General features: G+C 63.8%; 20 protein-coding genes. 8 read left to right on the top strand and 12 right to left on the bottom strand.

Going from position 1 to position 26,140, the window contains the following annotated elements:
* Positions 1-16: 16 nt before the first annotated feature.
* Entirely contained in the window at positions 17-3,364 is a 3,348-nt protein-coding gene (locus M8312_RS13235; RefSeq protein ID WP_250118149.1) for a DUF3857 domain-containing protein, read from the bottom strand.
* 307 nt (positions 3,365-3,671) lie between these two features.
* Between M8312_RS13235 and M8312_RS13230 the strand changes: the two genes are divergently transcribed.
* Positions 3,672-4,049 (top strand): YkvA family protein, encoded by a 378-nt coding sequence (locus M8312_RS13230; RefSeq protein ID WP_250118148.1) that lies wholly within the window; start codon positions 3,672-3,674, stop codon positions 4,047-4,049.
* A gap of 934 nt (positions 4,050-4,983) precedes the next feature.
* Here M8312_RS13230 and M8312_RS13225 read toward each other — a convergent pair.
* The 4 genes from M8312_RS13225 to M8312_RS13210 all read right to left on the bottom strand — a co-directional run bounded on the left by M8312_RS13225 (position 4,984) and on the right by M8312_RS13210 (position 7,681).
* Complete coding sequence (locus M8312_RS13225) at positions 4,984-5,349, bottom strand: hypothetical protein (RefSeq protein WP_250118147.1); 366 nt, start codon at positions 5,347-5,349, stop codon at positions 4,984-4,986.
* A 98-nt stretch (positions 5,350-5,447) separates the two neighbouring features.
* Positions 5,448-6,254, bottom strand: coding sequence for an FAD:protein FMN transferase (locus M8312_RS13220; RefSeq protein ID WP_250118146.1), 807 nt, complete (start codon positions 6,252-6,254; stop codon positions 5,448-5,450).
* Positions 6,247-6,798: an FMN-binding protein gene (locus M8312_RS13215; RefSeq protein WP_250118145.1), complete on the bottom strand. Its 552-nt coding sequence runs from the start codon at positions 6,796-6,798 to the stop codon at positions 6,247-6,249. Before M8312_RS13215 ends, M8312_RS13220 begins: the two co-directional genes overlap by 8 nt.
* Positions 6,799-6,808: 10 nt before the next feature.
* Positions 6,809-7,681, bottom strand: coding sequence for a DUF6662 family protein (locus tag M8312_RS13210; protein ID WP_250118144.1), 873 nt, complete (start codon positions 7,679-7,681; stop codon positions 6,809-6,811).
* A gap of 408 nt (positions 7,682-8,089) precedes the next feature.
* Between M8312_RS13210 and M8312_RS13205 the strand changes: the two genes are divergently transcribed.
* Genes M8312_RS13205 through M8312_RS13180 form a run of 6 tightly spaced genes read left to right on the top strand, consistent with a single transcriptional unit; the run spans position 8,090 to position 15,053 of the window.
* Positions 8,090-8,728, top strand: coding sequence for a CerR family C-terminal domain-containing protein (locus M8312_RS13205; protein WP_250118143.1), 639 nt, complete (start codon positions 8,090-8,092; stop codon positions 8,726-8,728).
* Complete coding sequence (locus M8312_RS13200; protein WP_250118142.1) at positions 8,725-9,726, top strand: HlyD family secretion protein; 1,002 nt, start codon at positions 8,725-8,727, stop codon at positions 9,724-9,726. The genes M8312_RS13205 and M8312_RS13200 overlap by 4 nt, the downstream gene beginning before the upstream one ends.
* A 9-nt stretch (positions 9,727-9,735) precedes the next feature.
* A complete protein-coding gene (locus M8312_RS13195; RefSeq protein WP_250118141.1) occupies positions 9,736-11,430 on the top strand; it encodes an ATP-binding cassette domain-containing protein in 1,695 nt (564 codons plus the stop codon).
* The gene (locus M8312_RS13190) at positions 11,427-12,539 is read left to right on the top strand and encodes an ABC transporter permease (RefSeq protein WP_250118140.1); all 1,113 of its coding nucleotides are present in this window, start codon (positions 11,427-11,429) and stop codon (positions 12,537-12,539) included. The genes M8312_RS13195 and M8312_RS13190 overlap by 4 nt, the downstream gene beginning before the upstream one ends.
* On the top strand, positions 12,539-13,651 hold the full coding sequence (locus M8312_RS13185) for an ABC transporter permease (RefSeq protein WP_250118139.1): 1,113 nt from the start codon (positions 12,539-12,541) through the stop codon (positions 13,649-13,651). The genes M8312_RS13190 and M8312_RS13185 overlap by 1 nt, the downstream gene beginning before the upstream one ends.
* A gap of 4 nt (positions 13,652-13,655) precedes the next feature.
* On the top strand, positions 13,656-15,053 hold the full coding sequence (locus tag M8312_RS13180) for an efflux transporter outer membrane subunit (protein ID WP_250118138.1): 1,398 nt from the start codon (positions 13,656-13,658) through the stop codon (positions 15,051-15,053).
* A 158-nt stretch (positions 15,054-15,211) separates the two neighbouring features.
* On the opposite strand, the gene M8312_RS13175 is transcribed toward M8312_RS13180, so the two are convergent.
* The 7 genes from M8312_RS13175 to M8312_RS13145 all read right to left on the bottom strand — a co-directional run bounded on the left by M8312_RS13175 (position 15,212) and on the right by M8312_RS13145 (position 22,575).
* Positions 15,212-17,755, bottom strand: coding sequence for a polynucleotide kinase-phosphatase (locus M8312_RS13175; protein ID WP_250118137.1), 2,544 nt, complete (start codon positions 17,753-17,755; stop codon positions 15,212-15,214).
* A complete protein-coding gene (locus M8312_RS13170; protein ID WP_250118136.1) occupies positions 17,752-19,170 on the bottom strand; it encodes a 3' terminal RNA ribose 2'-O-methyltransferase Hen1 in 1,419 nt (472 codons plus the stop codon). The genes M8312_RS13175 and M8312_RS13170 overlap by 4 nt, the downstream gene beginning before the upstream one ends.
* 787 nt (positions 19,171-19,957) lie before the next feature.
* Positions 19,958-20,263 (bottom strand): hypothetical protein, encoded by a 306-nt coding sequence (locus tag M8312_RS13165; RefSeq protein ID WP_250118135.1) that lies wholly within the window; start codon positions 20,261-20,263, stop codon positions 19,958-19,960.
* Between the two features lie 34 nt (positions 20,264-20,297).
* Entirely contained in the window at positions 20,298-20,693 is a 396-nt protein-coding gene (locus tag M8312_RS13160) for a hypothetical protein (RefSeq protein WP_250118134.1), read from the bottom strand.
* A 297-nt stretch (positions 20,694-20,990) separates the two neighbouring features.
* On the bottom strand, positions 20,991-21,602 hold the full coding sequence (locus M8312_RS13155; protein WP_250118133.1) for a hypothetical protein: 612 nt from the start codon (positions 21,600-21,602) through the stop codon (positions 20,991-20,993).
* The gene (locus M8312_RS13150) at positions 21,602-22,138 is read right to left on the bottom strand and encodes a hypothetical protein (RefSeq protein WP_250118132.1); all 537 of its coding nucleotides are present in this window, start codon (positions 22,136-22,138) and stop codon (positions 21,602-21,604) included. The genes M8312_RS13155 and M8312_RS13150 overlap by 1 nt, the downstream gene beginning before the upstream one ends.
* 86 nt (positions 22,139-22,224) lie before the next feature.
* Positions 22,225-22,575, bottom strand: a complete 351-nt coding sequence (locus M8312_RS13145) for a hypothetical protein (protein WP_250118131.1) — start codon at positions 22,573-22,575, stop codon at positions 22,225-22,227.
* A gap of 80 nt (positions 22,576-22,655) precedes the next feature.
* Here M8312_RS13145 and M8312_RS13140 point away from each other — a divergent pair, with 80 nt between their 5' ends.
* A complete protein-coding gene (locus M8312_RS13140; protein WP_250118130.1) occupies positions 22,656-26,135 on the top strand; it encodes a class I SAM-dependent DNA methyltransferase in 3,480 nt (1,159 codons plus the stop codon).
* Positions 26,136-26,140 lie beyond the last annotated feature (5 nt).

Below are 26,140 nucleotides of genomic sequence, written 5' to 3'. Positions count from 1 at the left end.
CCTGCCTCTGGGTGCACTAGTTTGTGTTTGCCGTGTTCGCTTCAACCCCCGTGATTGCACTCCGCAGCTCCGTGGGAAGTTCGATCCCATACCCCTGAAAACGTTTCTCGACTTCGCCGTTCTGACTTCGAGCAAGCGCGAGGTCGGCACGAGCGCCCGCCATGTCGCCTAGCCGCGCTTTGGCGATCGCGCGTCCGTAGAGCGATGCTTCCATCTTGGGAGCAAGCTTGAGTGCAGCGTCGTAGTCGCTGATCGCGGCGGCATTCTGCCCCAACCGCAGCCGGACGAAGCCCCGACTGTCGAGAGTCGCGGGGCTATTCGGGCGTAACTTCAACGAGGATTCGCAATCATCCAATGCTGTGTTCATGGAGATATTATGCGTGGCCTTGGCCCAGCACCGCTGATTTAGCGCAGTGGCATCTCGCGGGTGCCTAGCGACATAAGCGTCCAGCAGCTGAACAAGCTCCGTTGACCGGCCCTGCTTTTCGAGGATGCGGGTCCGAAGCTGGATGATCTCTCCATCGCTGGCCTTTAGCTGCTGAAGCTTGGCAACATCGGCAGTCGCCGAAGCGAGGTTTCCGCCCTCGACCGCATAGAGGCCATGCAAGAGGACCGCCTGCTGTGATTGCGGATCGATCTTCATCGCCGCCGCCACGTCCGCATCTCGCAACGCGCTTTCGGTCGGCAGGCGGAGTTGCGCCCTGCTTAGGTAGTGAGAAGCGCTGGGCCAGCGGCGGATCAGCTCGTCCAGGTCGTTGACCGCGAGAGCGCGCTTACCGGCTGCCTGCCGCAACTCGGCGCGAACTTCGCGAGCCGTGCGATTGTCCGGGTCGCTACTTACTGCGCGATCGGAGTCAGCCAGCGCCTCGTCCATTCTCTCCAGCCCGGTAAGTGCAGCCGAGCGTGCCATCCACAGCAGCGAACTCGGTTTGATGGCGATGCCCTCGTCCGCATCGGCGAGTGCACCGCTAAAGTTACCGCGAAGGAGACGAATGCCTGAACGGCTTAGGAACAAGCTGGCGTCACCTGGCTCAAGGGCGAGCAGCTGGGTGAGCCCCACTTCCTCATCGGCATAGCGTTTCTGCGTATTTGCAAGATTCACCCGGGCCCGCAAAGCGAGCGTCTGCTTCGGGTCCAGCGCGAGTGCGGTGTCGGCTGCGGGCCCCGCGCGCGGATCATTCATCATGGATAGCGCCAGCGCGCGCACCGCATGAGCAGCGGCGAGCTTGGGATCGAGCGCGATTGCCGCATCCTCGTCAGTCAGACTAGCCTTGTAATCGCCTCGATCGTAGCGAACGGCGCCTCGATGGAGCAGTGCCTGCGCCAATGCGGGCTTGTCGCTCTGCAAGGCCGCGATGTCGGCCTCGGTCGCCGTATAATCGTCCGGAACACGGACGTAGGCGCCCTTGAGACGAAGCGCGGCGAGCTCGGTGCGGGCTTGCTCGGCGTGCGCGATCGGCAACTCGGGAGCGAGCGCGCGGGTGCTTGCTTCCATGGTCACCAGACCGCCAGAGATGGCCACCTTGCGGTGCATTGCGTATATGCCCTGCACCTCCTGATCGATCGGCTCCTGCTGAAGCCTGAAGCCTTCCCCGTCATGCGGCAGCTTGATCGTCTCGCGGCTCTCCCAGTAATCGGGATAGTCCAGCGCAAAGGGGGCATCGGCGTTGACCATGTTTGTCCGGTCTGTGTCGAATTTCCACCCAAGACGCGCCCGGTCCAGCTCGTACCAGCGCGCGTCGGCGTCAGTATACCAATCCATTTTAGCGGTACCACGCATGGTGACCAGGAAGTCGCCTGTCTTCGGATCGGTGGCAGTGGTGATGGTCACAGGCGACACGAAGTCGTAATTCTTGCGCCAGAGATCACGCAGCTGCTGTTGCTGATCGGCTGGCGACAGGCCGCTGTACTTCACTCGCATGTCTGTGCCGCTCATGCCGCGAAATCGCATCTCTCCCGATGCAATGGCCGGGACTTCGATGCCGGCGCTGGAGTCGAGATCGAGGGACAAGGTTTCGCTCGGCTCGGTCAAGGGCTCCGGCTCCATTGGGACCAGGCCGGCAGAGGTTGGGCTGACCGGCAGACCAACGTGATAGGGAGGGGTCCGCAAAAACTCGAGCCGAGTATCACCAAGCCGGGTACCGTCGAGCCAATAGGTCCCGCCGGCGACCGTGGCTCTGACGATCACATGATCGAAGGAGCCCATCGCGGGGAGCCTCGTACGCACGAAGTCGCCGGACTCGGTGTGCACGAGCACCGGCTCAGCCGCGATCCCAAGTTCCCGAAGCAGCGCGACCAGCAGAACCGTCTTGCCTTTGCAATCGCCGAACCGGCGCGACCACGTCAGGTCGGCGGCAGCCGGAATGTAGCCGCCGTCATCCATGCCAAGAAATAGGTATCGGACCTGGTCCTGAACAAGCGCCAGCGCTAGTTCGGCGCGGCGGCGCGGGTCAGTGGTGGTCGCGGCAATTTTCCGGGCTTGGACTTTCACTTCGCTGTTGGGCGCGAGCGTTGCCGCCTTGGTGTAGAAAGGCAGGATCGTCTGCGCGACCGAGCGCCAGTCAGCAAAGTCGGACAGGTCCACGGCATTCACGGCGCGAAAGCGAGCCGGTGCAGCTTCAGGAGGCAGGGGGGTGCGCACGGCCCGCAGGTCGATCAGCAACTCGTTGCCAAGCGCGGTCTTCGTCAACGTGGGATTGAGGACGCCCGGCAGCTTGCGCCAGTTCATTTTGACGTCTGCGGGCCAGATCAGCCGGTTGCGAAAGCGGCCATAGTTCGCTCCATCGGCAGGTCCGGTGAGGATCTCGGAGTGACCGCCAAGCGCCGGATCGTGCCGTTCGCGCGTGTAACTATACTCGACGATGTCCCCGACCCTGAGATCAGATGGCTGAAGTGAAGCGGTGAGCTCACCATCAAGTGCCGCGTCCTCCATCTTCTCTTCGCGCTGTACGATCGTCAGCTTGGATCCGTCGCCGAGGAGATCGATGGGCTGACCATCGCGAATGATCCGGTAGCTGTGGAAGGTGATCTTCTCGAGGCTGGGGTCCCAACCGACTTGCAATGCGCCATCCGGAAGGCCTTGCGGGGTCATGATCTTGCGCGCGAAGTCGACGTAAGACAGCATCCCCTCGTGCGAGAAGCGGACTTGCCGGTCAGCAAGAACGTTGACGCTGGCAGCACCCTCAGTTGCTGCTGGAGCGGGCGGGATGTCAGCCTTCAGCGCCCAGCTAGGCGCCGGTCCAACCAACGGCCGGCGGTTGTCAGGTTTGGCAGCAGCGACTTCGGTCAGGACCGCCTGACCCTGCCCCATTGCCGGGTCGAGCCCGAAGACCCCGAGTAGCAACAAATACCTCAAATTACGCATACCGCCCCCTGAACCAACCCGCTAACTCTGATCCAGCACACGGGTTCGCGCAACGGCCTTTAATCCGAGTTAAGAGATGCTGGGAAAACGGCGAGATTGTCTCGGTCAGTCAGATTTCTGTGCCGCTCTCAAAGAAGCATCTCGGCTTGGCCGCTTTTATCGTAGCAAGCAGATGTCGTTTTCTGGCCGCAAACAGACCGTCCGCTTTCGGACGCCCAGCTAGCTTTCCGGCCGTTCGTTCAGCTTCAACAGGGACGACCGCTTGCGACCCATTGTGGACCTTGGGTAGCTCCTCCACTGTGCCCGCATGTTGGAGAGAGCGAAGACCTGGGCACGAGCGCTGAAGCGGGATGTTATTGCTCTATGGCTTGCGGCTCGCGACCTGAGGGTGCCTTGGCACGCAAAGGCCGTCGCAGGTGCGGTAGCCGCATATGCGCTTTCGCCTATCGACCTCATACCAGACTTCATCCCGGTGCTCGGTTATCTTGACGATCTCCTGATCGTTCCGCTCGGAATAGCTGCCGCCGTGCGGCTCATCCCTCCAGCGGTCATGAGTGACCTCCGCAACCAAGCGCTAAATCAAGCAAAGCCCACCTCGCGCGCAGGTCTTGCGGTCGTCATCCTGATCTGGATCGCGCTTGCGCTCGGCTCCACATGGTATCTCCTACCGCGCATCGTTGGCTGAACTGCATTTAATGATCTCACGATTGAACTTGACCGAGCGTGCGCTCACGGTTCCCGCAATGAGCCGAAGAGCCGCTGCCATACTCATTTTCACGCTAACTGTGCTCGGGTGCGGGCTGCTTTGGGGGAGCGGTGACAGAGACCTCGACTTGGTCGCCGTGACCACGTGCGGGCTACTAGCTTGCGCTGTCCTATGGATATTTCCGAAACGCTGAATGTCCGGATTCCACCCATTGGAGAAGTCTGCGCTCAGCGGGATATCGAGAACCGTCGGCGCGTCCTCTGTTTGTCACGAGTACCGCCTGAGTAGTTGCGTACGTTCGTCTTGGTGACTTATGTTGACCCATCCGACGAGAACGAGTTGGACAATGGCAGACAAGGAAACACGCGAGCAGCGCAGTGAGAGGCATGCTGCGGAAGTCGAGGAAAGTCAGCGAGGGCTTCGGGACAGCATCGCTAGAACCGAGAAGCTACTCCACGACTCAAATGAGATGCTGCAGCGGCACCGACGTGAACGAGACGAAGGCGAGCAGTAGCTAATCTCGTCTTTGCGAGTTTTGAACCTGGCGGACCACTTCCGCAGCTACCCGCTCCTTCAACTCCGCCAAAGTGCCTACGTCGTGACCGCACTCAAGGCACTCAACCACGCTGTGATCGGTATTCGCTTCTGACAGGGACAGCCGATTGCTGCCACACGAGGCACAGGTGATTTCAAGCCGCATGCCAATCGCTTAGCGGTGTTCGCTGCATGGCGCCACGCTGTGTTACCCCGAAAACCGATTCCTTTGTTTCCACAGCGACACCTGGGAAGTCGACGAGATGAGTGGCCGTGAGCCGACGGTCGGCTTACATCACAGAAAGCGAAGAGTTGCCGAAGCAGCCGAAGTAGCCTTTCGGCACGAACCCATAGCGCTCTCTCACACAATTCAAGAAAGTCACGAGAAGTCGGACCCGCCGCGACGCTGGCCTTTGCCGCGCAGTTGGTGAACGAGAAGCGCGAGCGGAAGTGCGAGGCCGATCACCCAGTGAGCGGTGCTGGCCACACCGCGAAGCTGCTCGGCTGTGGTGTAGTAGAGAACGAGTCCGCTGAGGGTCAGCAGCAGGCTTACCACGACGAGCGTGAGGCCGCTGACGCGATTGCGGCGTGCATACCATCCAAGGCGCATGTGCACGGTAATCAGCATCGCGCAGGCAATTACGAAGACATAGGCCAGCACGCCGTGAGTTGTGAGAATCCAAGAAAGAGCTGGATGCGGTTCAGGCCCGAACTCACCTTCGATCTGGCCGAACTTGTCCAGCAACAGCCAAGCCACTCCGCTCCCCGCAAGAGCAACGACCACAACGTAGATCAGCCACTCGTGCCAGCGGGCAAGCCGAAGATTGAAGGAGGGCCGCTTTCTCATGCTTTCTCGAGGGCAAGTGCTTCGACTGTTCCGTCGACAGTGATACCGAAGGCCTGCGCCTCAGCATGTCTCAGACACTTGGCAGCCACCGGTGAAGCGGCAAGCACGATCTTAGTAAGAGCGTCGGCATCGATCGCAATTGGAGCGCACACCGTCACCGACCTCCAGCGCTCGTCGGGATTGCAGATGTGCAGCATGGAGCCGTCAATTGAAGCGCTGCTAGCGAGCGCACGATCGTTGAGCCCGATCTCCGCCACAGGACGCTGTGTCGCCGGATCGCGGACCTGCACCGGCCAGTCCCCGCCGAAGCCCCGCATGTCGCCGCCAGCATTCACGAGTCCCGCGAGGGCTCCCCCAGCGCGCAGTGCATCGACGGCACGATCAACCGCGAAGCCCTTCGCGATCCCGCCGAGGTCTATTGTTGCCGGCAGACTTAGTCTCACTCGGCTATTCTCTAGCTCAAGCACCGACATATCGTCGGAAACCGGCAGTGGCTGATCCGGGTGTCGTGGGAGCAGATCTCCATCAATTGCGGCCTTCCCAGCCTCCAGCACATCGAACGCCCCTTCGCTCTGCTCCCACCAGTAGAGGGCGCGCTCGATAACGGCAGCAGTCCAGGCGTCTACCGCTACCCATTCGCAATGGGCTGCCCGATTGATCCGCGAGACGTCGCTGTCTGGTTCGTGCGCACTCATGAGGCGATGAACCCTTCCCACGGCTGCGAACGCGGCTTCGACAGCCTGATCCTGCTCGGCAACGATCTCGACGAATGTTCCGAGAAGAGGCCGGCAGCGCCTACGCATTCCTCAAGAGTAACTGGTAGGTTACGAGGAGCCGGCGGACACCGTCAGTCACATGACGGCTGGACAGAGTAGCGCCGGAGATGTTCTTTATGTCCTTACCGAGCTGCACAGAAGATCCGAATCGCTTGCCGACGAACTGCTGCCGCCAGGCGGGGTTGCGGATTTCGCCGCCGTAAGTCTCGCGATACTCCAGCACCTCAACCCGCCTCACCACGCCGTCCGCTGACAAGGCGACCGCATAGGTGATCATCTCATGCTTGCCGAGCACGCGATCGATGATGAACCAGCCTAGCCGTGCATTGCCCGAGCGTGCCTCCCACACGCTCTGCACCTTGTCGAAGCTACCAACTCCCGAGGCCTTGGCGATGGTCTTGCGCTGCTCCGGACTGAAGGCAAGGTCGTGCGAGACGAAACTCGCCCCCGGAAACATCGCCTGCCGCGCCGCATCAGCTGTCAGGTAGACGGTGGCATGGAGTGCGGCCGGCGCGAAGGCGACCGCAGCGGCAGGAAGCAGCGTGAACCATGATGCTTGGTCGCGGCTCATGGTCCAGTCCTCAGAAGTTGTAACCGACTTTGAAGCGGATTTCGCGCTTCTCATGCTCGTCGAGATGAAGGCTGCGGCCTGGCTCGTGCGGCGAGCCGTAGATCTGCGGCAGATAGGTGGCCGTGAACCACCACTTCTTGCCGCCATAGTGGATGGTCGGGCCGGCGAAGAAGGCATAATGCTCACGATGCAGACCGCTCGTCCAATCGGGATACTCGCTATGGTAGCGCCCCTCCGCGCCGATGAACCAGTTGGGCGCGACGCGGTAGGAAAGTCCCGTGGTGACTTCGATGGCGAGTTCCTTTTCCCACTCGGTTTCACGGCGTCCAGACACCGGATCGACCTCCTTTTCCTTTTCCCACTCGGGCTCGAGGGTCAGATTGGTCGCCCAGATCAGCCGATCGTCGAGGAAGTTTTTTTGGACGATGGCTTTGAATTCGAGTTCCAACTCGGTCGTCCGCTCGCCTTCGACATTGTGAATGCGCGACCAGCCCGGCTCGACGTAGAAGGCCAGTCCCACCCCATCCTTGTAGGGGCTGAGCACATTGTATTTCAGCGATGCCTGAAGGCCCTTGAAACCGAAGTTGCGATCCACATTCGCCAGCTCCGGCTCAAGTCCGCGAATGTGGTGGCTCTGGAAGTTGACGTAACCCGACACCTGCAGCCGGTCGGTCAAGCCATGCTCGAGCTCGAGCTTGTAGTCCTGAGCGTCGTAGTGACCCTCGGCCTTCCCCCGGCGGTCGGTCAGCCAGAGATAAGCTTCCGACTTGCCCTTCGGCAGCGTTTCAGCCCCGTAGGAATAGCCGAAATAGTTTTCGTCGGCCCAGGCAGGCGTTGCCGACAGCACGAACAGAACGGCGCCGAGCGCCACGTGGCGAGACATTGGACCCCCAACCGAAAGCTTGTCCTCACCCGCTAATGCGAAGCATTCGCAGATACAAGAACTTTCTTCGTGAGAGAATGAGCAGGATTGGCAGCTTCTCATTGCCGATCGAGCTGCCTGGGACCTCCAAAGGCGTCGGATGCGGACTTCAGCTCCGTAGCTGAACGAACGCCGGATCACGGGCAGTGGCAGGACCTCCGGGAACGTCCGCAATGGGCGCATAGCTGCTGCAACGGGAAGCCTGAACGAAGGTCCGACTCTACCCGTTCGCGGCCGGAAAGCTGCCGTTCCGCTTCCCACCAGGCGTCGTCATTAATTGGCTTTCACAGCTGCCTTCACAATCGCGTCGGAATTCGCACCTGGGTATCAGCATTGACTCTTGTTCGTTCGAACGAATAACCTAATGCCATGGATCAGCCTCAAGTGGACCTCGTATCGGCTGCCCTGCCTCTCTTTGGCCGACTGGGGTTTGAAGGCGCCTCGACGCGAGCCTTGGCGAGCGCGGCGGGCCGGCCGATGTCGGCCATCACCTATCACTTCGGGGGCAAGCACGGACTGTACCTCGCCTGCGCCGACCACATCCGTGACCGGATCGGCGGGTTCGTCGCCGCCACCATCGAACAGCAAGAGCAGAGCGGTCCCCCATCGCCGGCACAAGCGCGGGCGCAGCTCGAGCAGCTGTTCAAAGTCATTACCGGCGCCATGCTCCAGGACACGGAGGACATGGCGCGCTTCATGATGCGCGAGCAGCAGGAGCCCACCGAGGCCTTCGACCGCATCTGGAGCGGGATTATGGGCCGGGTGCTAGAGCGCATGACAACGCTGGTGACCGTCGTCGCGGGTGACCGGCTTGCCCCCCTTGCCGTGCGCGTGCGGGTGATGACCTTGATGGGGCAGATGATGGTGTTCCGCGTCGCTCATGCCGCCGTGCTGCGGTTGACCGGGTGGACTCACATCGGGCCAGCGGAGGTCGCCGTCGTGCAGTCGGCCGTGCGCGACAATCTTGCCCACATTCTCGACGGACTGAGCGGAAAGGGGAAGCCATGAACCGGCGGGTGCTGATCTTGGGAGTCGCGAGCCTTGCCCTGCTCTTGGCGGCGTTCCTGACGCGCGGCTTCGGCCTTCTCGACCAGCCGGAGCAGGAGCTTAAGCTTTACGGCAACGTCGACGTGCGCCAGGTCGACCTGGCCTTCCGCGTGCCGGGGCGGATCGCCGCCATCGCCTTTGAGGAAGGCAGCCGGGTGCCGGCGGGGGTGGTGCTCGCGCGGCTGGATCGCCGCACGTTCGACGACGCCATCGCGGATGCGTCAGCGCAGGTCGCTCAGGCCGATGCCGAGCTGGCCCGGCAGCGCAACGGCAATCGCCGACAGGACATCGATCGCGCCCGCGCCGCCGTCGCCGAGCAGCAGGCGCAGGTCGACAAGGCGCGGCAGGATCTCGCACGCCGGGAATCGCTGCTGCCCAGCGGCGCGGTCAGCCAGGCGGTGGTCACCGCCACCCGCGGCGATTATCGTGCGGCGGTGGCGCGGCTGGAGTCGGCGCAGCAGGCGCTGTCGTTGCAGCAGGCGGGCTCGCGCAGCGAAGACATTCGCGCCGCCGAAGCCACCCGCGCGGGCGCGCTCGCCAAACGCGAGCGGGCGGTGACGGACCTTGCGGATACCGAAATCAAGGCGCCCTCCGCCGGCACGGTGCTGACCCGAGCGCAGGAGCCCGGCGCGATCGTGCAGGCGGGGCAGACCGTGGTGACCCTGACCATCGACCGGCCGATGCGCGTGCGCGCCTATGTCGCGGAGAGCGACCTGTCGCGGATTGCGCCCGGCATGGCGGTGATGGTCAGCGCCGACGGGAACACTAAGACTTATCACGGCACCATCGCCTATGTCGCGCCGACGGCGGAGTTCACGCCCAAGTCGGTCCAGACCGAGAGCCTGCGCGCCGACCTCGTCTATCGCGTCCGCATCCTGGTCAACGATCCTGACGGCGGTCTCCGGCAAGGTCAGCCGGTCACCGTCGCCGTTTCCAACGCTCGTCCGGCAAAGCGCTAGGCGCGGTAGGTGGAGCCGGTCGCCCAAGCCGTCGGCGTGACCAAGCGCTTCGCACCCGAGGCGACACCGGCGCTCGACGCCGTCGATCTCGCGGTGCCCGCCGGCGGCATGACCGGGCTGGTTGGGCCGGATGGTGCCGGAAAGACGACGCTGATCCGCATTCTTGCCGGCCTGATCGAACCCGATGGGGGAAGGGCGGAGGTCTTCGGCGGACCCGCGACCGCCGCCGACCGCAGCCGCATAGGCTACATGCCGCAGCGCTTCGGTCTCTACGAAGACCTGACCGTGGCCGAGAACATGCGGCTCTACGCCGACCTGCGCGGGCTCCCCGCCGAGGAGCGGGCCGGCAGCTTCGGCAAGCTGCTCGAGTTCACCCGCCTCCAGCCGTTCCAGGATCGCCTGGCCGGCCAGCTGTCGGGCGGCATGAAGCAGAAGCTGGGCCTCGCCTGCGCGCTGATCCGCGAGCCCCGACTGCTGCTGCTCGACGAACCCGGCGTTGGTGTCGATCCGGTTTCCCGCCGCGAGCTGTGGGACATGGTGAAAGCGCTCGCCGGTGAAGGCGTCGGCATCCTGTGGTCGACCGCCTATCTCGACGAGGCGGAGAAGTGCGATCGCGTGTTCCTGCTGAGCGAGGGCAAGCTGCTCAAGTCCGGCCTGCCGGGCGACTTCCTGGCGCCGCTCAAGGATCGCACGATCCGGGTGGCCGCCGACGAACCCGCGCGCAAGCTGCTGCCGCTGGCGCTGGCGCTCAAGGGCGTGATCGACGGCACGGTGCAGGGCGACGCGGTGCGATTGCTGCTCGCCAAGGACGCCAAGCCCGACCTGTCTTCGCTCGGTCAGGTGCGCCAGGAGCCGACCCCGCCGCGCTTCGAGGACGCCTTCGTCGACCTGCTCGGCGGTGTTGGGGAGAGCGAGAGCGCGCTGGCGAAATCCTACCGCACGATCGCGCATCGGGGCGAAGCGGCGATCGAGGCGAAAGCGCTGACCCGCCGCTTTGGTGACTTCACCGCCGCTCGCGACATCAGCTTCGCGGTGAAGCCCGGCGAGATCTTCGGGCTGCTTGGTCCCAACGGAGCGGGCAAGTCGACCACCTTCAAGATGCTGTGCGGACTGCTGACCCCGAGCAGCGGCACCGGTGCGGTCGCCGGGAACGACCTGCGCCACGCCCGCGCCGAGGCGCGCCAGTCGCTCGGCTACATGGCGCAGAAGTTCTCGCTCTACGCCGACCTCAGTGTCCGCCAGAACCTCGATTTCTTCGCCGGCATCTATGGCCTCTCGGGCGGCGAGCGCCGCGCTGCGATCGAGCGCGTGACCGACATCTTCCACCTCGAGCGCTACCTCAAGGACAATGCCGGCGCGATGCCGCTCGGCTACAAGCAGCGGCTGGCGCTCGCCTGCGCGGTCATGCACCAGCCGCCCGTGCTGTTCCTCGACGAGCCGACCAGCGGGGTCGACCCGCTCGTTCGCCGCGAGTTCTGGACCCACATCAACGGACTGGTCGGCAAGGGCGTCGCGGTGCTGGTCACCACGCACTTCATGGACGAAGCCGAATATTGCGACCGGGTCGGCCTTATCTACCGTGCCGAGCAGATCGCCGCGGGCACGCCCGATGAGCTCAAGGCCTCGACCCGCACCGACAGCATGGAAGCGGCGTTCATCGCATTGATTGAGCAGGCCGACCGCCAGCCGGCGAAGGCCGCGTGAACCCGCGCCGCCTGCTTGCCATGCTGCGCAAGGAGTGGGCGCAGATCATCCGCGATCCGTCGACCCTGCTGATCGCCATCGTGCTGCCGATCGTGCTCATCCTGCTGTTCGGTTTCGGGGTCAGCCTCGACACCGCCCGGACCCGCATCGGCCTGGCCATGCAGGACGACAGCGCCGCGGCGCAGTCGCTGGCCGGTGCCTTCCAGAACTCCCCTTACTTCCAGGTGCGTGAAGTCGGCCCGGTGGACCGGCTGGGTGACGAGCTGGTTGCCGGACGGATCCGCGGTATCCTGGTCGTCCCGGCCGGCTTCGGCCGCGACCGAGCCAAAGGCGGCGGCACCGTGCAGGTGATTACCGACGGGGCCCAGCCCAACACCGCCAGCTTCGTCGCCGCTTACGCCACCGGCGTGCAGCAGAGCTGGGCGGCGGCGGAAGCCGAGGACCAGGGCCGCTCGGCGGCACCGGCGATCGACTTCGAGCGGCGCTTCTGGTTCAACCCCAGCCTGACCAGCCGCTACTTCCTGGTGCCGGGATCGGTCGCCATCGTAATGACTATGATCGGCTCGCTGCTGACCGGCCTGGTGGTCGCGCGCGAATGGGAACGCGGGACCATGGAGGCGATTCTCTCGACGCCTGTCACCATGGCCGAACTGATCCTGACCAAGGTGCTGCCCTACTTCCTGCTCGGCCTCGTCTCCATGACGGTCTGCACGGTGCTAGCGGTGGTGCTGTTCGGCGTGCCGCTGCGCGGCTCTCCCGTGGCCTTGCTGATCATTGGCGCCTGCTTTCTCGTTCCCGCGCTGGGACAGGGGCTGTTCATCTCGGCGGCGACCAAGAATCAGTTCGTCGCCTCGCAGATCACGCTCCTGACCGCCTTTCTGCCCTCGCTGCTGCTATCCGGTTTCCTGTTCGAGATCTCGTCCATGCCGCGCTGGGTGCAGTGGCTGACCGTGGTCGTGCCCGCCCGATATCTCATCCCGCAGCTGCAGACCGTGTTCGTGGTCGGTGACGACTGGGGCATGTTCCTGCGCAACGGCGGCGCGCTGCTCGGCTTCGGCCTGATCTTCTTCCTGCTGACGGCGCGGGTCACCACCCGCCGGGTGGCGTGATGAGCGGCACCCGCACCCGGCTGCTGGCGATGATCGTCAAGGAATTGTGGGCGGTGCTGCGCGATCCGCGCGGCCGCATCATCCTGTTTGTGCCGCCCTTGCTGCAATTGGTTCTGTTCAGCGCCGCCGCGACGCTCGAGGTCAAGAACGTCAGCCTGGGAATCTACAACCAGGACCAGGGGGTCGCCGCGACCGAGTTCCTGCAGCAGCTCGGCGGCAGCCCGAACTTTCGACACCTCGTAACGCTGAACTCGCCCGACGAGGTGCGAGCCGCCATCGACTCGCAGAAGGTGATCGGCGCTGTGGTGATCGACCCGGAGTTCAGCCGCGACCTTGCGGGCGGGCGACCGGCGCACATCCAGGCCATCTTCGACGGCCGCCGCTCCAACGCAGCGCAGATCGTCTCGGGCTACCTGACCCAGATCGCGAGCAGCGCCGGGGCCGCGCTCGACGCCTCGCGCGCGTCGCCGCCCACGGCCGTGGCGGTCACCAATTGGTTCAATCCCAACCTCGACTATCTGTGGTTCATCATGCCCGCGCTGGTGGTGCAGATCGGCGCCATCTCGGCGCTGTCGGTCAGCGCGCAGGCGGTCGCGCGCGAGCGTGAGCTCGGCAGCTTCGAGCAGTTGATGGTCGCGCCCCTGCGCACTTGGGAAATCCTGGTCGGCAAGCTGGTCCCGCCGTTCGCGGTCGGAATGGTGAACGCCACCATCTACCTTGCCGTCATCCCACTGGTGTTCGGCGTGCCCTTCACCGGCTCGATCCCGCTCTTTTACCTGACCATGGTCTGCGGCCTCTACTCGCTGGTCGGGCTCGGACTGCTGATCTCGTCGGTCACTAAGACCCAGCAGCAGGCGTTCCTCGGGCAGTTTGCCGCCTTGCCGCCGCTGGTGCTTTTGTCGGGGTTCACCAGCCCGATCGATAACATGCCCGGCTGGCTGCAGGTTATCGCCGAAGCCAATCCGCTCACCCACTTCAATGTCGCGATGGAAGGGCTGTTCCTGAAGGCCATGCCCGTCGCGACCCTGCTCAACAGCCTGTGGCCGCTGCTGCTGATCGGCAGCATGGCCCTGGGCATTGCCGTGCGCGAATTCCGCGCCCGAATGGAGTGAGCGCATGCGCCGTCTTCCCGCCTTGCTGACCATGGCCGCGCTCGCCGGCTGCACCGTCGGTCCCAATTACCAGCGGCCGGTGATTGCCGCCGCCGCGGGCAACTGGATCGCCCCGCTGGACCAAGGCGCGGTTGACCAGCGCTGGTGGGCGCGCCTTGGCGATCCGCAGCTCGACGCTCTCGTCGACGCCGCGCTGGCAGCCAACCTCGACCTGGTTGAAGCGCAGGCACGGCTGCGCGAGGCGCGCGCCAACCGTGACGCCGCGGCGGGCAAGACGCTGCCCGAGGTCAAGGCATCGGGCTCGGCGATCGAGCAGCAGTTGAGCAAGAACGGTCAGCTGCCGGTCGGCAAGATCCCGGGTCTCAGCCGCCGCTTCAGCCTGTTCGACGTCGGCTTCGATGCGTCCTGGGAGCTTGACCTGTGGGGCGCGACGCGCCGTTCGGTCGAGGCAGCCAGCGACCGCGTGCGCCAGTCGGCGGCGCAGCGTGACAGCACCCAGCTTCAGCTGGTCGCCGAGGTCGCCCGCAGCTACGCCGACCTGCGCGCGGCACAAGCCCGCGAACAGGCGTTAGCTGCCGCCGCGGACGCTCGCGGCGAGAGTGCCCGCCTTACCGAACTGCGCTTCCGCGCCGGGGAGAGTTCGCGGCTTGAAGCGAACCAGGCCGAGCAGCTCGCCGCCGACGCACGCGCCGCGCTGAGCGAGCCGCGCGCCGCGGCCACGGCGGCCATCTACCGCCTCGGCCTGCTCACTGCCCGCGCGCCCGGGGCGTGGCTGCCGGCGCTGGCGCCGCGCGCTGCACTGCCCAGCCCGCCCGCGCTGGTGCCCGCCGGGGTTCGATCCGAACTGCTGCAGCGGCGGCCTGACGTCCAGGCCGCCGAGGCCGAGCTCGCCGCCGCTACCGCCGATGTCGGCGTGGCGACCGCCGACCTGTACCCGCGGTTTTCGCTGGCGGGCAGCATCGGGCAGCAGGCGCGGCACGTCGGCGATCTCCCGAGCGGCGGCAGCACCCGCTTCAGCATCGGCCCGAGCTTCAGCTGGCCGATCTTCAACTTCGGCCGGATCCGCGCCCAGATCCGCGCCGCCAAGGCGCGCGCGGATGGCGCCGGTGCGCGATACGAGCGGGCGGTGCTAACCGCGCTCAACGACAGCGAGACCGCCGCCAATCGCTATGCCAACACCCGTACAGCCGAGGAGCAACGGACCGCCGCGGTTGCCCGCGCGCGGGGAGCCGCCGACCTCGCTGCGTTGCGGTTCCGCCGCGGCGAAGACGATCGTCTCCGCCTGCTTGACGCCCAGGCCACGCTCAGCGCCGAGGAACTGCAGCTGGCTTCAGCAAAGGCAGACGTGCTGACCGCTTGGATTGCGTTCAACAAGGCTCTCGGGGGAGGGGCGCTAAAGTAAATCAATCTCCCAATCGGGATGCAGAGGTCGGCTTTTGCCAGATTGCGCCCGAAAGCTGCCATTCCGCTTCCCACCACGGATGGACGATCCGTCGACTTCTCCGATTCAGCTTCAGCAAGTCGTCACTTGCAGACTGGTCGCGAGGGCTTTGGCCTAGCTCACAGACGCGGGTCGACGGGCTCGCTCTCCATTGCCAGCACACCGAATACGCATTGATGCACCCGCGTGAGCGGAGAGTGTTCGACGAAACGGTGCAGCGCCTCTAACCCAAGGGCGAATTCTCGCAGCGCCATTGACCGTTTCTGACCGAGGCCACGCTTCTTCAGGCGGAGCAGGTTCTCGGGCCGGTCGTAATCGGGTCCGTAGATGATCCTGAGATACTCCCGGCCGCGAGACTTGATGGCGGGCTGAAGTAAACCTTTCTGTCCCCGGGTGACGAAGTCCAATGGCTTCACGACCATGCCTTCGCCGCCTGCCTCGGTCATCTGCTCCCACCAGGCAATTGCATCCGCAGTTGAGCGGGCGTCATCAAGATCGATGCGCCGATACTCGGTCGCAAGCAGCAAAGCGGGATCAGCAGTGGACAGCCGGTGCGCCGCCGCCATGTGCCACAAGTGGTTCTTGTCGGAGTGCGCAGAACCCTCGCTGGCTAGCAGGTGGAAGGGCGCGATCTTCAGGTCGTCGATGCCAGCGAACGGAGCAACATAGCGGTTGTAGGCCGCACGGAACCGCACGGCGTCGTTGAGCCGCGCGGAAGCAGCCTCGGCCAGATCGTCGACCGCCACTCCGCGCGACCGTGCGGACGAAAGCGCCTGTGAAAGCGCATCCAGGCCAGTGATTGCTGCGGCTCCAACTGCCGCATACTGACCACGCACCAAGGCGCCGGCCTTCATGCTCCAGGGCAGAATTTCCGCGTCCCACAACACCCAGTCAGTGGAGAGCTCCGACCACAGCCCCGATTCCTCAATTGCCGCATCCACTCGATGGAGCACTGCGGCCTCGAGCTCCGCATCGTTGAAGAAGCGTCGACCTGTCCGAGTAATTATCACGCCACGGCTGCCATCATGCACGCCGAAGCGCCTCGCGGCGGCCTCCTGCGTACGCGCCAGCAGAATAAGGCCGCGCGATCCCATGTGCTTCTCTTCAGCAATGAGCGTTCTCACGCCCTTGCTGCCGTAATAGGCGAACGCCTCTTCCGGCCGCTCCAGCCACCCGTCCATGGCGCTGGTCTCAGCCGGCGACATGGTTGGCGGGAGGTAGATCAGCCATCGAGGGTCAACGGCATGGCGGCTCATCACTTCCAGTGCCGCCGCCGCATTCTCCTCCCGCACCGTCACCATGCCGTAGGTACGAGTCTCGATCACCTGCTTGCCGAGCACGTCGGCCAGGTTCAGCTGGAGCGGATGCGTGTCGCCTGTGTCCGCCGGTGGTGCTGCGAGCGGGCGGATGGGCTCGTAGTAGGTCTTGGCCGCCGGGACTGAGACAAGCTCCAGCTCAGGGTAGCGCAGCGCCGTCAGCTTGCCACCGAACACGCAGCCGGTGTCGATGCATAGCGTGCCGTTGACCCAGTTGGCCTCAAGCACCGGGGTGTGGCCGTAGATCACCTTGGCCTTGCCTTTGTAATCGGCCGCCCAGTCCCAGCGCACTGGCAGGCCGAACTCGTCGATCTCGCCCGTGGTCTCGCCATACATGCAGAAGGATCGAATGGCGCCTGATGCGCGGCCCTGCATTTCTTCCTTCAGGCCGGCATGCGCAACGACGAGCTTGCCGCCATCTAGGACGTAGTGGCTGATCAACCCGTCAAGCCAGGATTGCAGGCTAGCGGTGAACTCTGGCGGCTCTGCGGCAAGCTGCTCGACGGTCTCGGCAAGGCCATGGCTCATCTTCACCTGCCGGCCGGCTAGATGGCGCTTCAACTTGTCATCATGGTTGCCGACCACGGCCAGCGCATGGCCAGCTTCCACCATATGCTTTGCAATGCGCAGCACGTCTGGTGAGCGCGGTCCCCGGTCAACCAGGTCGCCGACGAACACCGCCCGTCGGCCGTCCGGCGGCGTGACAGTCACATCCTTGCCGCTCCAAGAGACGGCGTATCCGAGTTGCGACAGCAGACTCTCGAGCTCGTAACCGCAGCCGTGGACATCACCGATGATGTCGAAGGGGCCGGTAAGCTCCCTTCGGTCATTCCACAGCCGTGTGCGAGTGATCTCGACCGCATCGATGTCGTCGACGGAGCGAAGCCGGTGAACGTAACGCAGCCCCTCGCGGCTCATCCCGCCGATTGAGCGACGAAGGCTTTGCATCTGCCGCCGGACGGGACCCGCTCCGAACTGCCGATCGGGCCGCCGCGCATTTCGGCCGACGGCGATGTCCTCAGGTAGGTCGAAGACGATCGCCACCGCCAAGGCATGCCATTTGCGGGCTAGCGCAATCAGTCCTTTGCGCGCTTCGGGCTGAACGTTGGTGGCGTCGATGACGGTGAAGCGGCGACCTTTCAGGCGCTTCTCGACGAGATAGTGCAGGACGTCGAACGCATCGCTGGTGGCGGCTTGGTCCGTCTCATCGTCCGCAACCCACCCGCGCATCCGGTCCGAAGAGATCACCTCTGTCGGAAGGAAGTGCTTGGCGGCGAAGCTGGACTTGCCGGTGCCGGATGCTCCGACCAGCAGGACGAGGGCGAACTCGGGAATCTCGATCTTCATGCCGCAGCCCTCACATCCTCGGCTCGCGTGAAGATGGCGACCTGCGTCGGGTGCCCGTGAGCGGCGTCCTCGCTACCGATACCTTCGAAACGCACGCCATAGCCATGTGCCTGAGCGACGCTCTCGGCCCAGTGGCGGAACTCGGCGCGGGTCCACTCGAAGCGGTGATCGGGATGGCGCATGGCCTCCGGCTGCATGCCTTCGAACAGGGCGTTATACTCGCGGTTGGGCGTGGTGATAACGGCCATTCCCGGCCGTGCATGGCCGAACAGCGCCGCCTCGAACGCCGGAAGCCGCTCCGGGTCCATGTGCTCGATGACCTCAATCACTGCCGCTGCGTCGAAGCCAGTGAGCCGGTCGTCGCGGTAGACCAGAGATCCCTGCAGAAGCTGGATTCGCTGCCGCTTCATGTCGGGCATATGGTCCAGCTTCAGGCGATCGCCGGCGGCCGCCAGCACTCTCGGCGCGACTTCGACGCCAGTGATCTTCCTGAGGCCGGGGATCTTGATCAGCTCGCGCAGCAGCCGGCCCTCGCCGCAGCCAAGGTCGAGGATGCTATGGACGCCGCTTTCGCGGATCAGCTCCGACACATAGGTCATGCGCTGGTCGTTCAGCCGGATCGGCTTCTCGATCGCTTCCTCTTGCGCATCGCGCGACGAATGCTCCTCCGCCTCCTCGGCCTCAACGCGCTCGTCCAGCTGGGTCCGCGCCTGCCGCACCAGCGACTGCAGGCCCCGGAGGTAGCGGCGGACGATCAACTCCCGCTCCGGGTGCGTCTCAAGCCACCCTTCGCCCTTGCGGAGCAGCTTCTGCACCTCGTCTTCGCCCACATAGTAATGCTTTGAATTGTCGAGCACGGGAATGAGCACGAACATATGGGTGAGCAGCGCCGCCAACCGTTGCTTGCCGGCCAGCTTCAGCTGGACGTAGGGGCTGTCACCCCATTCCGGGTGTGCCGGATCGAGCGGGATGGCCGACAATTGGACGGAATAGCCAAGCGGCTCGAACAAGCGGGCGAGCAGATCGGCGGCTCCTCGAGCCGGCAAGGGTGTGAGTTCGATCTCCAGGGAGATTGCGACCTCGGCCAGCTCCTGTCGGTGCTTGGAGCGGCCACCCATTGCCGTATTGAGAAGCCGCCCAAGCGCGACCGACAGCAGGGAGGAAGCTACATAGGGCCGGTCGCTGACATACTGATCCTCGATCTTTGCCTTGCCGCGCACCAGCTCGACCGTATCGACCTCCAAGGTGATCGCAGCCGTGCAGCGTTCCTCCTTCGCCTCGGGGTAGAACAGGGTCGCGCGACCGAACGACAGCTCCACCGAATGCACGTTGTCCGGATGCTTCATCAACAGGAAGCCCAAGTCGGTCGCTGGCTGATGCGTCGTCGAAATGGTCAGCAGCATACGGAAACTCACTTACAAAAAAGCCCTCCCGGGAAGCGGAAGGGCTGTGGCGATGGTCGGAACGTCAGGTTCGACTAGGGCACAGCTCCGATAGGGGGTTCTGGCGCGTTGTTTGGGCGCGCGAAAGCAACGGCCGCTCTCGAGCGACGAAGAAAGGAGGCAATGGCGTGCGCTCGCATTTAGCCTTCATCGGCGGAGGTCTGACTTCGGTCAAGCTTTAGGTGTTTTCACTGGCTGTGAGTGCCAGCCGCGCTTCTAACCCCCACCTAAGCCATGGTTTGGTGAATCTCAGATGTTGTCGAAGCCCCGTCATGGCTGCAAGCTAGCTCCCAGCCGCACACGAACGAGTGTCGGCTATACGCCTGCGCTCACCCTCAAGCAGCCGTACGGCTTTCCACCACTTGTGGCCGTCTAAGACCGATTGGACTGAATGTCCGCTTTGGGTGGAAAGCGGACACTCACCGAACTAAGGTTTTGGCGTGGATGTCTCCATTATTTTGCTCTTGCCCTTCAGCGCCCTTGTCACTTTCACGACCTTGATTTGGGCTGATGCAGCGGGCGGGTCACGACCACGACTGATCTGGCCCTTCGCCTTCTCAATGCTCATTGGCGTTGGCCTTTTCATGGGTCTACCCGCGCCTTCGAACCCAGTCGTCTGGGTCGCTATGCTCGTCGTGACAGCCTGGTGGGCAGCTCTCGGCGCCATCATCGGAGCGCTGTTAGGCAAGCTAGCAAGTCGTGTGCTGCGCATCCGGCGGTAATGTCCGCAACGGGTGGAAAGCGGACATTCGCGTCAGCTTCAAACTCCGACCAACAACATGATCGTAAATGCCATGAAGAACGCTCCGAGCACGCCCCATACCAGACAGGCAGCGATCGTAAACCAGAAGGCCGTCGGGTTGGCAGCACGTTCGATCACGCGTGTCGACATCCTGTTGAGGGACAACGTCTTGCCAGTCCTGATGTCCCTAAGAGCACTGACACCGAGAAGTATGCCCGCCGCTCCCAGCCCGGCGAGCAGTAAGCCTTCAACGATGCCCCAAACGAAGCTCCAGATTGTGCTTAGCACCCATTTGCCCTCACAAGAGGTGCGGGTTTGCAGCAAGGCTCGAATGTCCGCAATGGGTGGAAAGCGGACGTTAGGCTTTCCGCCTAATCGCATCCCGATTGAAGGCTAACCATGCGATGGACGACATTGCCCCGCATGCCGCAGGAAGCGCGGAGTCCAGAAGAGGTGCGCGGTCAACTATCGGAAGGACAACCGCTACCCCAAGCAGCGCGCCCACCATCGGCAGAAGCACTCCATAAAGCGGTCGAGGCAGCGCCATGTCACAGAGGAGAAGGGCGACAGGTAGCAGAAGCGCCAATCCGACGATCTGAAATGGAAAAACGAAAAGAACCAAGACGGCCAGCCCGTCGAGTCTGAAATCACCGCCTACGTCTCTTCCCCACATGGTCCAGACAAGCAGAGCAACAGTGCCGAGGACCGTGCCTAATGCTAACGGACCAACGATGCGCCGCAGAGTCCAGTTCATGCCGCCAAGGTGCGCCAAGCTGTGCTTCTGCGCAATGACTGGCTGAACGAACGTCCGCTTGCGGGGCGTGCGCAAACCGGCTCTCTCGTCCGAGAAGGGCGCAAAGCAGACATTCGCGCCAACGCTGAACGAATGACCGAAGTTGGAGCGCCTGAACGAACGGCTGCTTTCGGAAGCGATGAACGCGTGGCCGATGCTTGGTTAGGCTGGCCGACCCTCAATCGACGGCGAAGGGCGCATAGCGGTCGTCTAAGCTAGTGGAGCCGACAACCGAGGTGCCGACCCCACCATCTGAGCTTACTTGCTGACCCAGTCGCGCCAACTCGCTTCCGCAGCAGCCAGCCCAGCGTCACTCGCCAGGTCCCGGTGAACGCCGAACCACCCGAAGCATGTCGTCCGCTTCATCAGCACCAGTCCGTGGACGTGCACCGAGTTATCGCTCCCCATCAAGAATGGAGCATGCAGGACGGCCAGGACCGGGACGCCGACACGTTCGACGAAGTGCTCCCGCATCCAGGACCGGGCCTGATGCCAAGGGGCATGCAGGTTCGTTGCCTCCGGGAACTGCAGCGTGATCTGCGCGAAGGCCGCATTCTCGTCCGCCGGGAGCTTCGACATGTAGCTCTCAGCCAAGAACAGTGGGTCGGCGTAGTCCTGCGGCACGTCGCCGCGCAACAGCACCTCCACCGCTGCCGCTTTGTCTTCTTCGGTCCCTTTATTTCCGGGCCGACACTTGGCCTCGAAGTGGGGAACGATGCTCTCGCGAGAACCTTCACCCTTCGACCAGTAGAACCTGGCCGTGGAGACCGGATCATCCGGCTGGTTGTGGTAGAAGGCCTTGAGCGGCCGCGTGATCAAAGCCGCGACTGAGGCGCTCTCCAGCGCCGACGACTTCCTCTTGCCGGGCATCAGAACCACCCCTGCACGGCGATCGAGAGATACTCTGCACCCGCCTTCAAGCCGCGATAGGCGTCGATCTCATCCTCGAACGGTGCTTCGGACCAAAGCTCGAGGCCAAGTCCATCGAGACGGATGAAGGTGCGCTCACCGCCGGTTGGCACCAGCCAGGCGCTGCCGAGCGGCTGCCGCATCCAAAGGCGATAGCCCAGGAACGGCCGCTCGACATGACGCAGCAGGACGTCAAAGGTCGCGTGCTTAGCCTCGTCGGCGGCCCGGACGATGATGGCGTCGCGATCCACCGCTTGGGCGATGTTGCCAACTTCGCGGGTGATGAGCGGACGGCAGCAGCGGGTGCCGGCAAGGACGATATCGGCCCCAGGCACCACCATGGAGTGCAAAAGAGCCGGATGCCAATGCTGGGGCTCCTGGTCGATGAAGCCATCGAGGATGGTCCCCATGGCCAGCATCAGGCGGCGGATTTGTACTGGGGGCTCGGGGATGGGGTCCAGCTCAATGCCGGGGTGGGGGACGGGTGCAGTCTTCATGTATTCAGTCTCTCTTGAGCGTTGGTGACTTCGATCGAACCTTCGAGTTTTCATCTTTTCGGGTTCAATCACTCTCCCCTTCACTCTCATTGGAGCCGTCCTCCGCGCGGCTGCCTTCCACCTTCACGCCCTCCAAAGAAGGGCGGCGCTCGCGCGATAATCTGCTGGATCTTCTCACTCGCGCCGTCGGGTCGCACCTGCAGGACGGCGACGCACTCGGCGACTTGGGCATCGTTCGGGATCAGGCTGGACGGGCTCTCCCACCACCTGCCGAGCAGATGCCAGTTGAGCCGGGCTGGCGGCCAAGTGGCCACTTCGCGGCGGGTGGGAACGTAGCCACCATCCCTGATCAGACCTTCGTGAGCCCTGAGTTCGGCAAGGAACTGTTCCTTCGTGAAGCCGAAGCGATACTCGTCTTCGGGCTGCTCTTCAGACATTTCATTCTCCTTGGTGTGATCACCAAGGCGCCCCTCCCTCTCTCGTTGCGCTCCGGCGGGCGTCCATGCTCTATGGCGGCATGGACGAGGGGCGTGGCGTAGAGCGTTTCATTGCGGCGTGGCGGGACACGGGCGGGTCTGAGCTCGCCAACACACAGAGCTTCATCAGCGGGCTATGCGGTCTCCTCGGTGTCGAGCCGCCGCTCGGCAGCCGTACCGACGATCAGCACAACGACTACGTCTTCGAGCGCCGGGTCTTTCAAGATAATGGCGACGGCTCGACCAGCTTCGGCCGGATCGACTGCTACAAGCGAGATTGCTTCATCCTTGAGGCCAAGCAGGGAAGCGAGGCCGACCGAGCGGCCGCCGAACGCGGCGAGGACGACCTCGACCTTTTCGGTCAGACCGCTTCGACCCGCATGAAGCGCGGCACCGCCCGCCGGGGTACGCCAGGCTGGGCCAAGGCCATGCTCCAGGCCAAGGGTCAGGCCGAACGTTACGCCAAGGCCCTCCCGGTCGAGCATGGCTGGCCGCCGTTCCTGCTGGTTGTAGACGTCGGATACTGCATCGAGGTCTATGCGGACTTCACTGGCACCGGCCGCGCCTACGCCCAGTTCCCGGACCGGGCCCGCTACCGGATCATGCTCGAGGACCTTGCCGACGAGGAGGTCCGCGACCGCCTCCGGGCAATCTGGACCGACCCCAAGAGCCTTGACCCCGCCGCCCGAGCCGCCCGTGTCACCCGCGACATAGCCGACCTGCTCGCCACGGTCGCTCGTCGCATCGAGAAGCGCGGCTTCAACGCCGAGGCGACTAGCGGCTTCCTCATGCGCGTCCTCTTCACCATGTTTGCAGAGGATAGCGGCCTAATTCCCGAAGGCAGTTTCACCAACCTACTCAAAAACCAGCGCGCCCACCCCGAGCATCTTCAGCAGCAGTTGACGGCGCTCTGGACCGCCATGGACGCTGGCGACTTCTCGCCCGCGCTCGGCGTCCCACTGAAGAAGTTCAACGGCTACCTTTTCAAAGACCGCACGGCCATTCCGCTCGACACCGAGGAGCTGGACGTCCTCATCAAGGCGGCCGAGCACACCTGGACCGACGTTGAGCCAGCGATCTTCGGCACCCTGCTCGAACGGGCGCTCAATCCCAAGGAGCGGGCCAAGCTCGGCGCCCACTACACGCCCCGGGCCTATGTGGAGCGGCTGATCGGGCCGACCATCATGGAGCCACTCCGGGCCGACTGGGATGGAGTTCGGGGTGCCACCGCCCCCCTCATCGAGGAAGGCAAGGTCGACGAGGCCCGCACCTTCGTCCAGGCCTTCCACTCCAAGCTCGCCCAGACCAAAGTGCTGGACCCCGCCTGCGGCACCGGCAACTTCCTCTATGTCGCCATGGCCCGCATGAAGGAGCTGGAGGGCGAGGTCCTCGACCTTTTGGTCGAGCTTGGCGACGACCAATATGTCGCCGAAATCACCGGCCACACCATCACGCCCGAGAACTTTCTGGGCATCGAGATCAACCCGCGCGCGGCCGCCATCGCCCAGCTGGTGCTGTGGATCGGCTACCTCCAGTGGCACTTCCGCGTGAACGGCCACGACCGGCCCCCGCCCGAGCCCATCCTCCGCGACATCCGGACCATCGAGAACCGCGATGCCTTGATCGCGTGGGACGAGCGCGTGCTTGAGCGCGACGATTACGGCCAACCAGTCACCCGCTGGGATGGCGAGACCATGAAGGTGAATCCTGTCACGGGTCGGGATGTGCCCGACGAGACCGCGCGGGTGGAGGTTTATCGCTTCTTGAATTCGCGCCCAGCGGTGTGGCCTCAAGCTGATTTCATCGTTGGCAACCCACCGTTTATTGGCGCGAAGTACCTGCGTGATCGATTAGGAGAGGGCTACTTCGATGCACTCTTCCGCACGACGAGCGTTCCCGAAAGCGCCGACTTCGTGATGCACTGGTGGGACAAGGCAGCAACGGCCGTTCGACTCCATGGTGCCCGGCGATTTGGGTTCGTAACCACGAACTCCATCACGCAGATTTTCAGCAGACGAGTTATCGCGAAGCAATTAGACGCAAGAGACCGACTTAGCTTGGTCTTCGCCATACCCAACCATCCTTGGATCGACGAGAAGGACGGGGCCGCTGTTCGCATAGCCATGTCCGTTGGACACCTAGGCAAGCGGAGTGGCGCCCTGTTGTCTGTCGTTGATGAAACTCGCGCTCCGAATGAGATCCTATTCTCTAAGCGTTTCGGCGAGATAGGTAGTGATCTTCGAGTAGGGGCAAACGTGACTTCTGCCGTAACACTCCGCGCGAACGAGAGCCTATGCTCGCCAGGGGTGAAACTTCACGGGGACGGGTTCATCTTGCGCGCCGAGGAAGCGGCGCGGCTGCAACCAGTGGAGCCGGCGATCGCACACATCCGCACGGGTCCTGCGCTCGGAAACGGATTCATTTTCGAATACCGGCACGGGAGAGACCTAACGTCACGGCCGCGCGGAGTGAAGGTCATCGACCTATTCGGGCTTTCCGAGGCCGATGCCCGTGAAGCGTGTCCGGCTGTCTACCAGCATGTTCTTGCCACGGTTAAACCACATCGGGATCAGAACAATCGTTCAAGTTACCGAGAAAACTGGTGGCTTTACGGGGAGAGGCGTCCCGAACTCAGACGAGCTTTGTCTAAGCTGAAGCGCTACATCGCTACCCCGGTTACGGCTAAGCATCGCTTCTTCCAGTTTCTTGAATGCAATATCCTGCCCGATGACGCTCTCATCGTGGTCGCAAGTGAAGACGCACTCGTCTTAGGTGCATTGAGCAGTCGGACGCATTGCGTATGGGCTCTTGCCACGGGCGCTCGCATGGGCGTTGGAGACGATCCCCGCTACAACAAGTCGCGCTGCTTCGACCACTTCCCCTTCCCAGCCGATGTGCCGGAAACCCTCAAGGACCGCATCCGCACTGAAGCCGAAGCCCTCGACGCCCTCCGCAAGCGGGTCCTCGCCGAGAATGAAGACCTCACCCTCACCAAGCTCTACAATGTGCTGGAAGCGCTGCGGGAAGGGAAGGCAATCGATGCCAAAGAGCGCGACATTCACGATCGTGGGCTGGTGACACTCATCCGCCAACATCATGACGCCATCGATGTCCTGGTCGCCGAAGCCTATGGTTGGCCGGCCGACCTGCCGGACGAGGAGATCCTCACCCGTCTCGTTGCCCTCAACAAGGAGCGGGCGGCGGAGGAAGCTCGCGGGCTGGTTCGTTGGCTCAGGCCCGAGTATCAGGCGCCCGACTACCAGGCGCCAGTCGCCGGCACCCTCGACCTCGGTGAGGCCTCCGCGGCGCTGCCCGACAGCGTCATTCCCTGGCCCGGCACCCTCCCTGAGCAGGTCCGCGCCGTCCAGTCGATCGTCGCCTCCTCGCCAACGCCACTCGCGCCGCAGGACGTCGCCCGAGCGTTCAAGGGCAAGCGTGCCGCCACCGTCCGTCCGGTTCTCGACGCTCTCGCAAGCGTCGGCATGGCCCGCCGCCTCGGCAACGGCCGCTACGCCGCCTGACAACA

The organism is Sphingomonas sp. KRR8 (assembly GCF_023559245.1).
Lineage (GTDB): Bacteria > Pseudomonadota > Alphaproteobacteria > Sphingomonadales > Sphingomonadaceae > Sphingomicrobium.
Note: the sequence above shows the minus strand (reverse complement) of the source record. Positions and strands in the feature narration are given on the sequence as shown.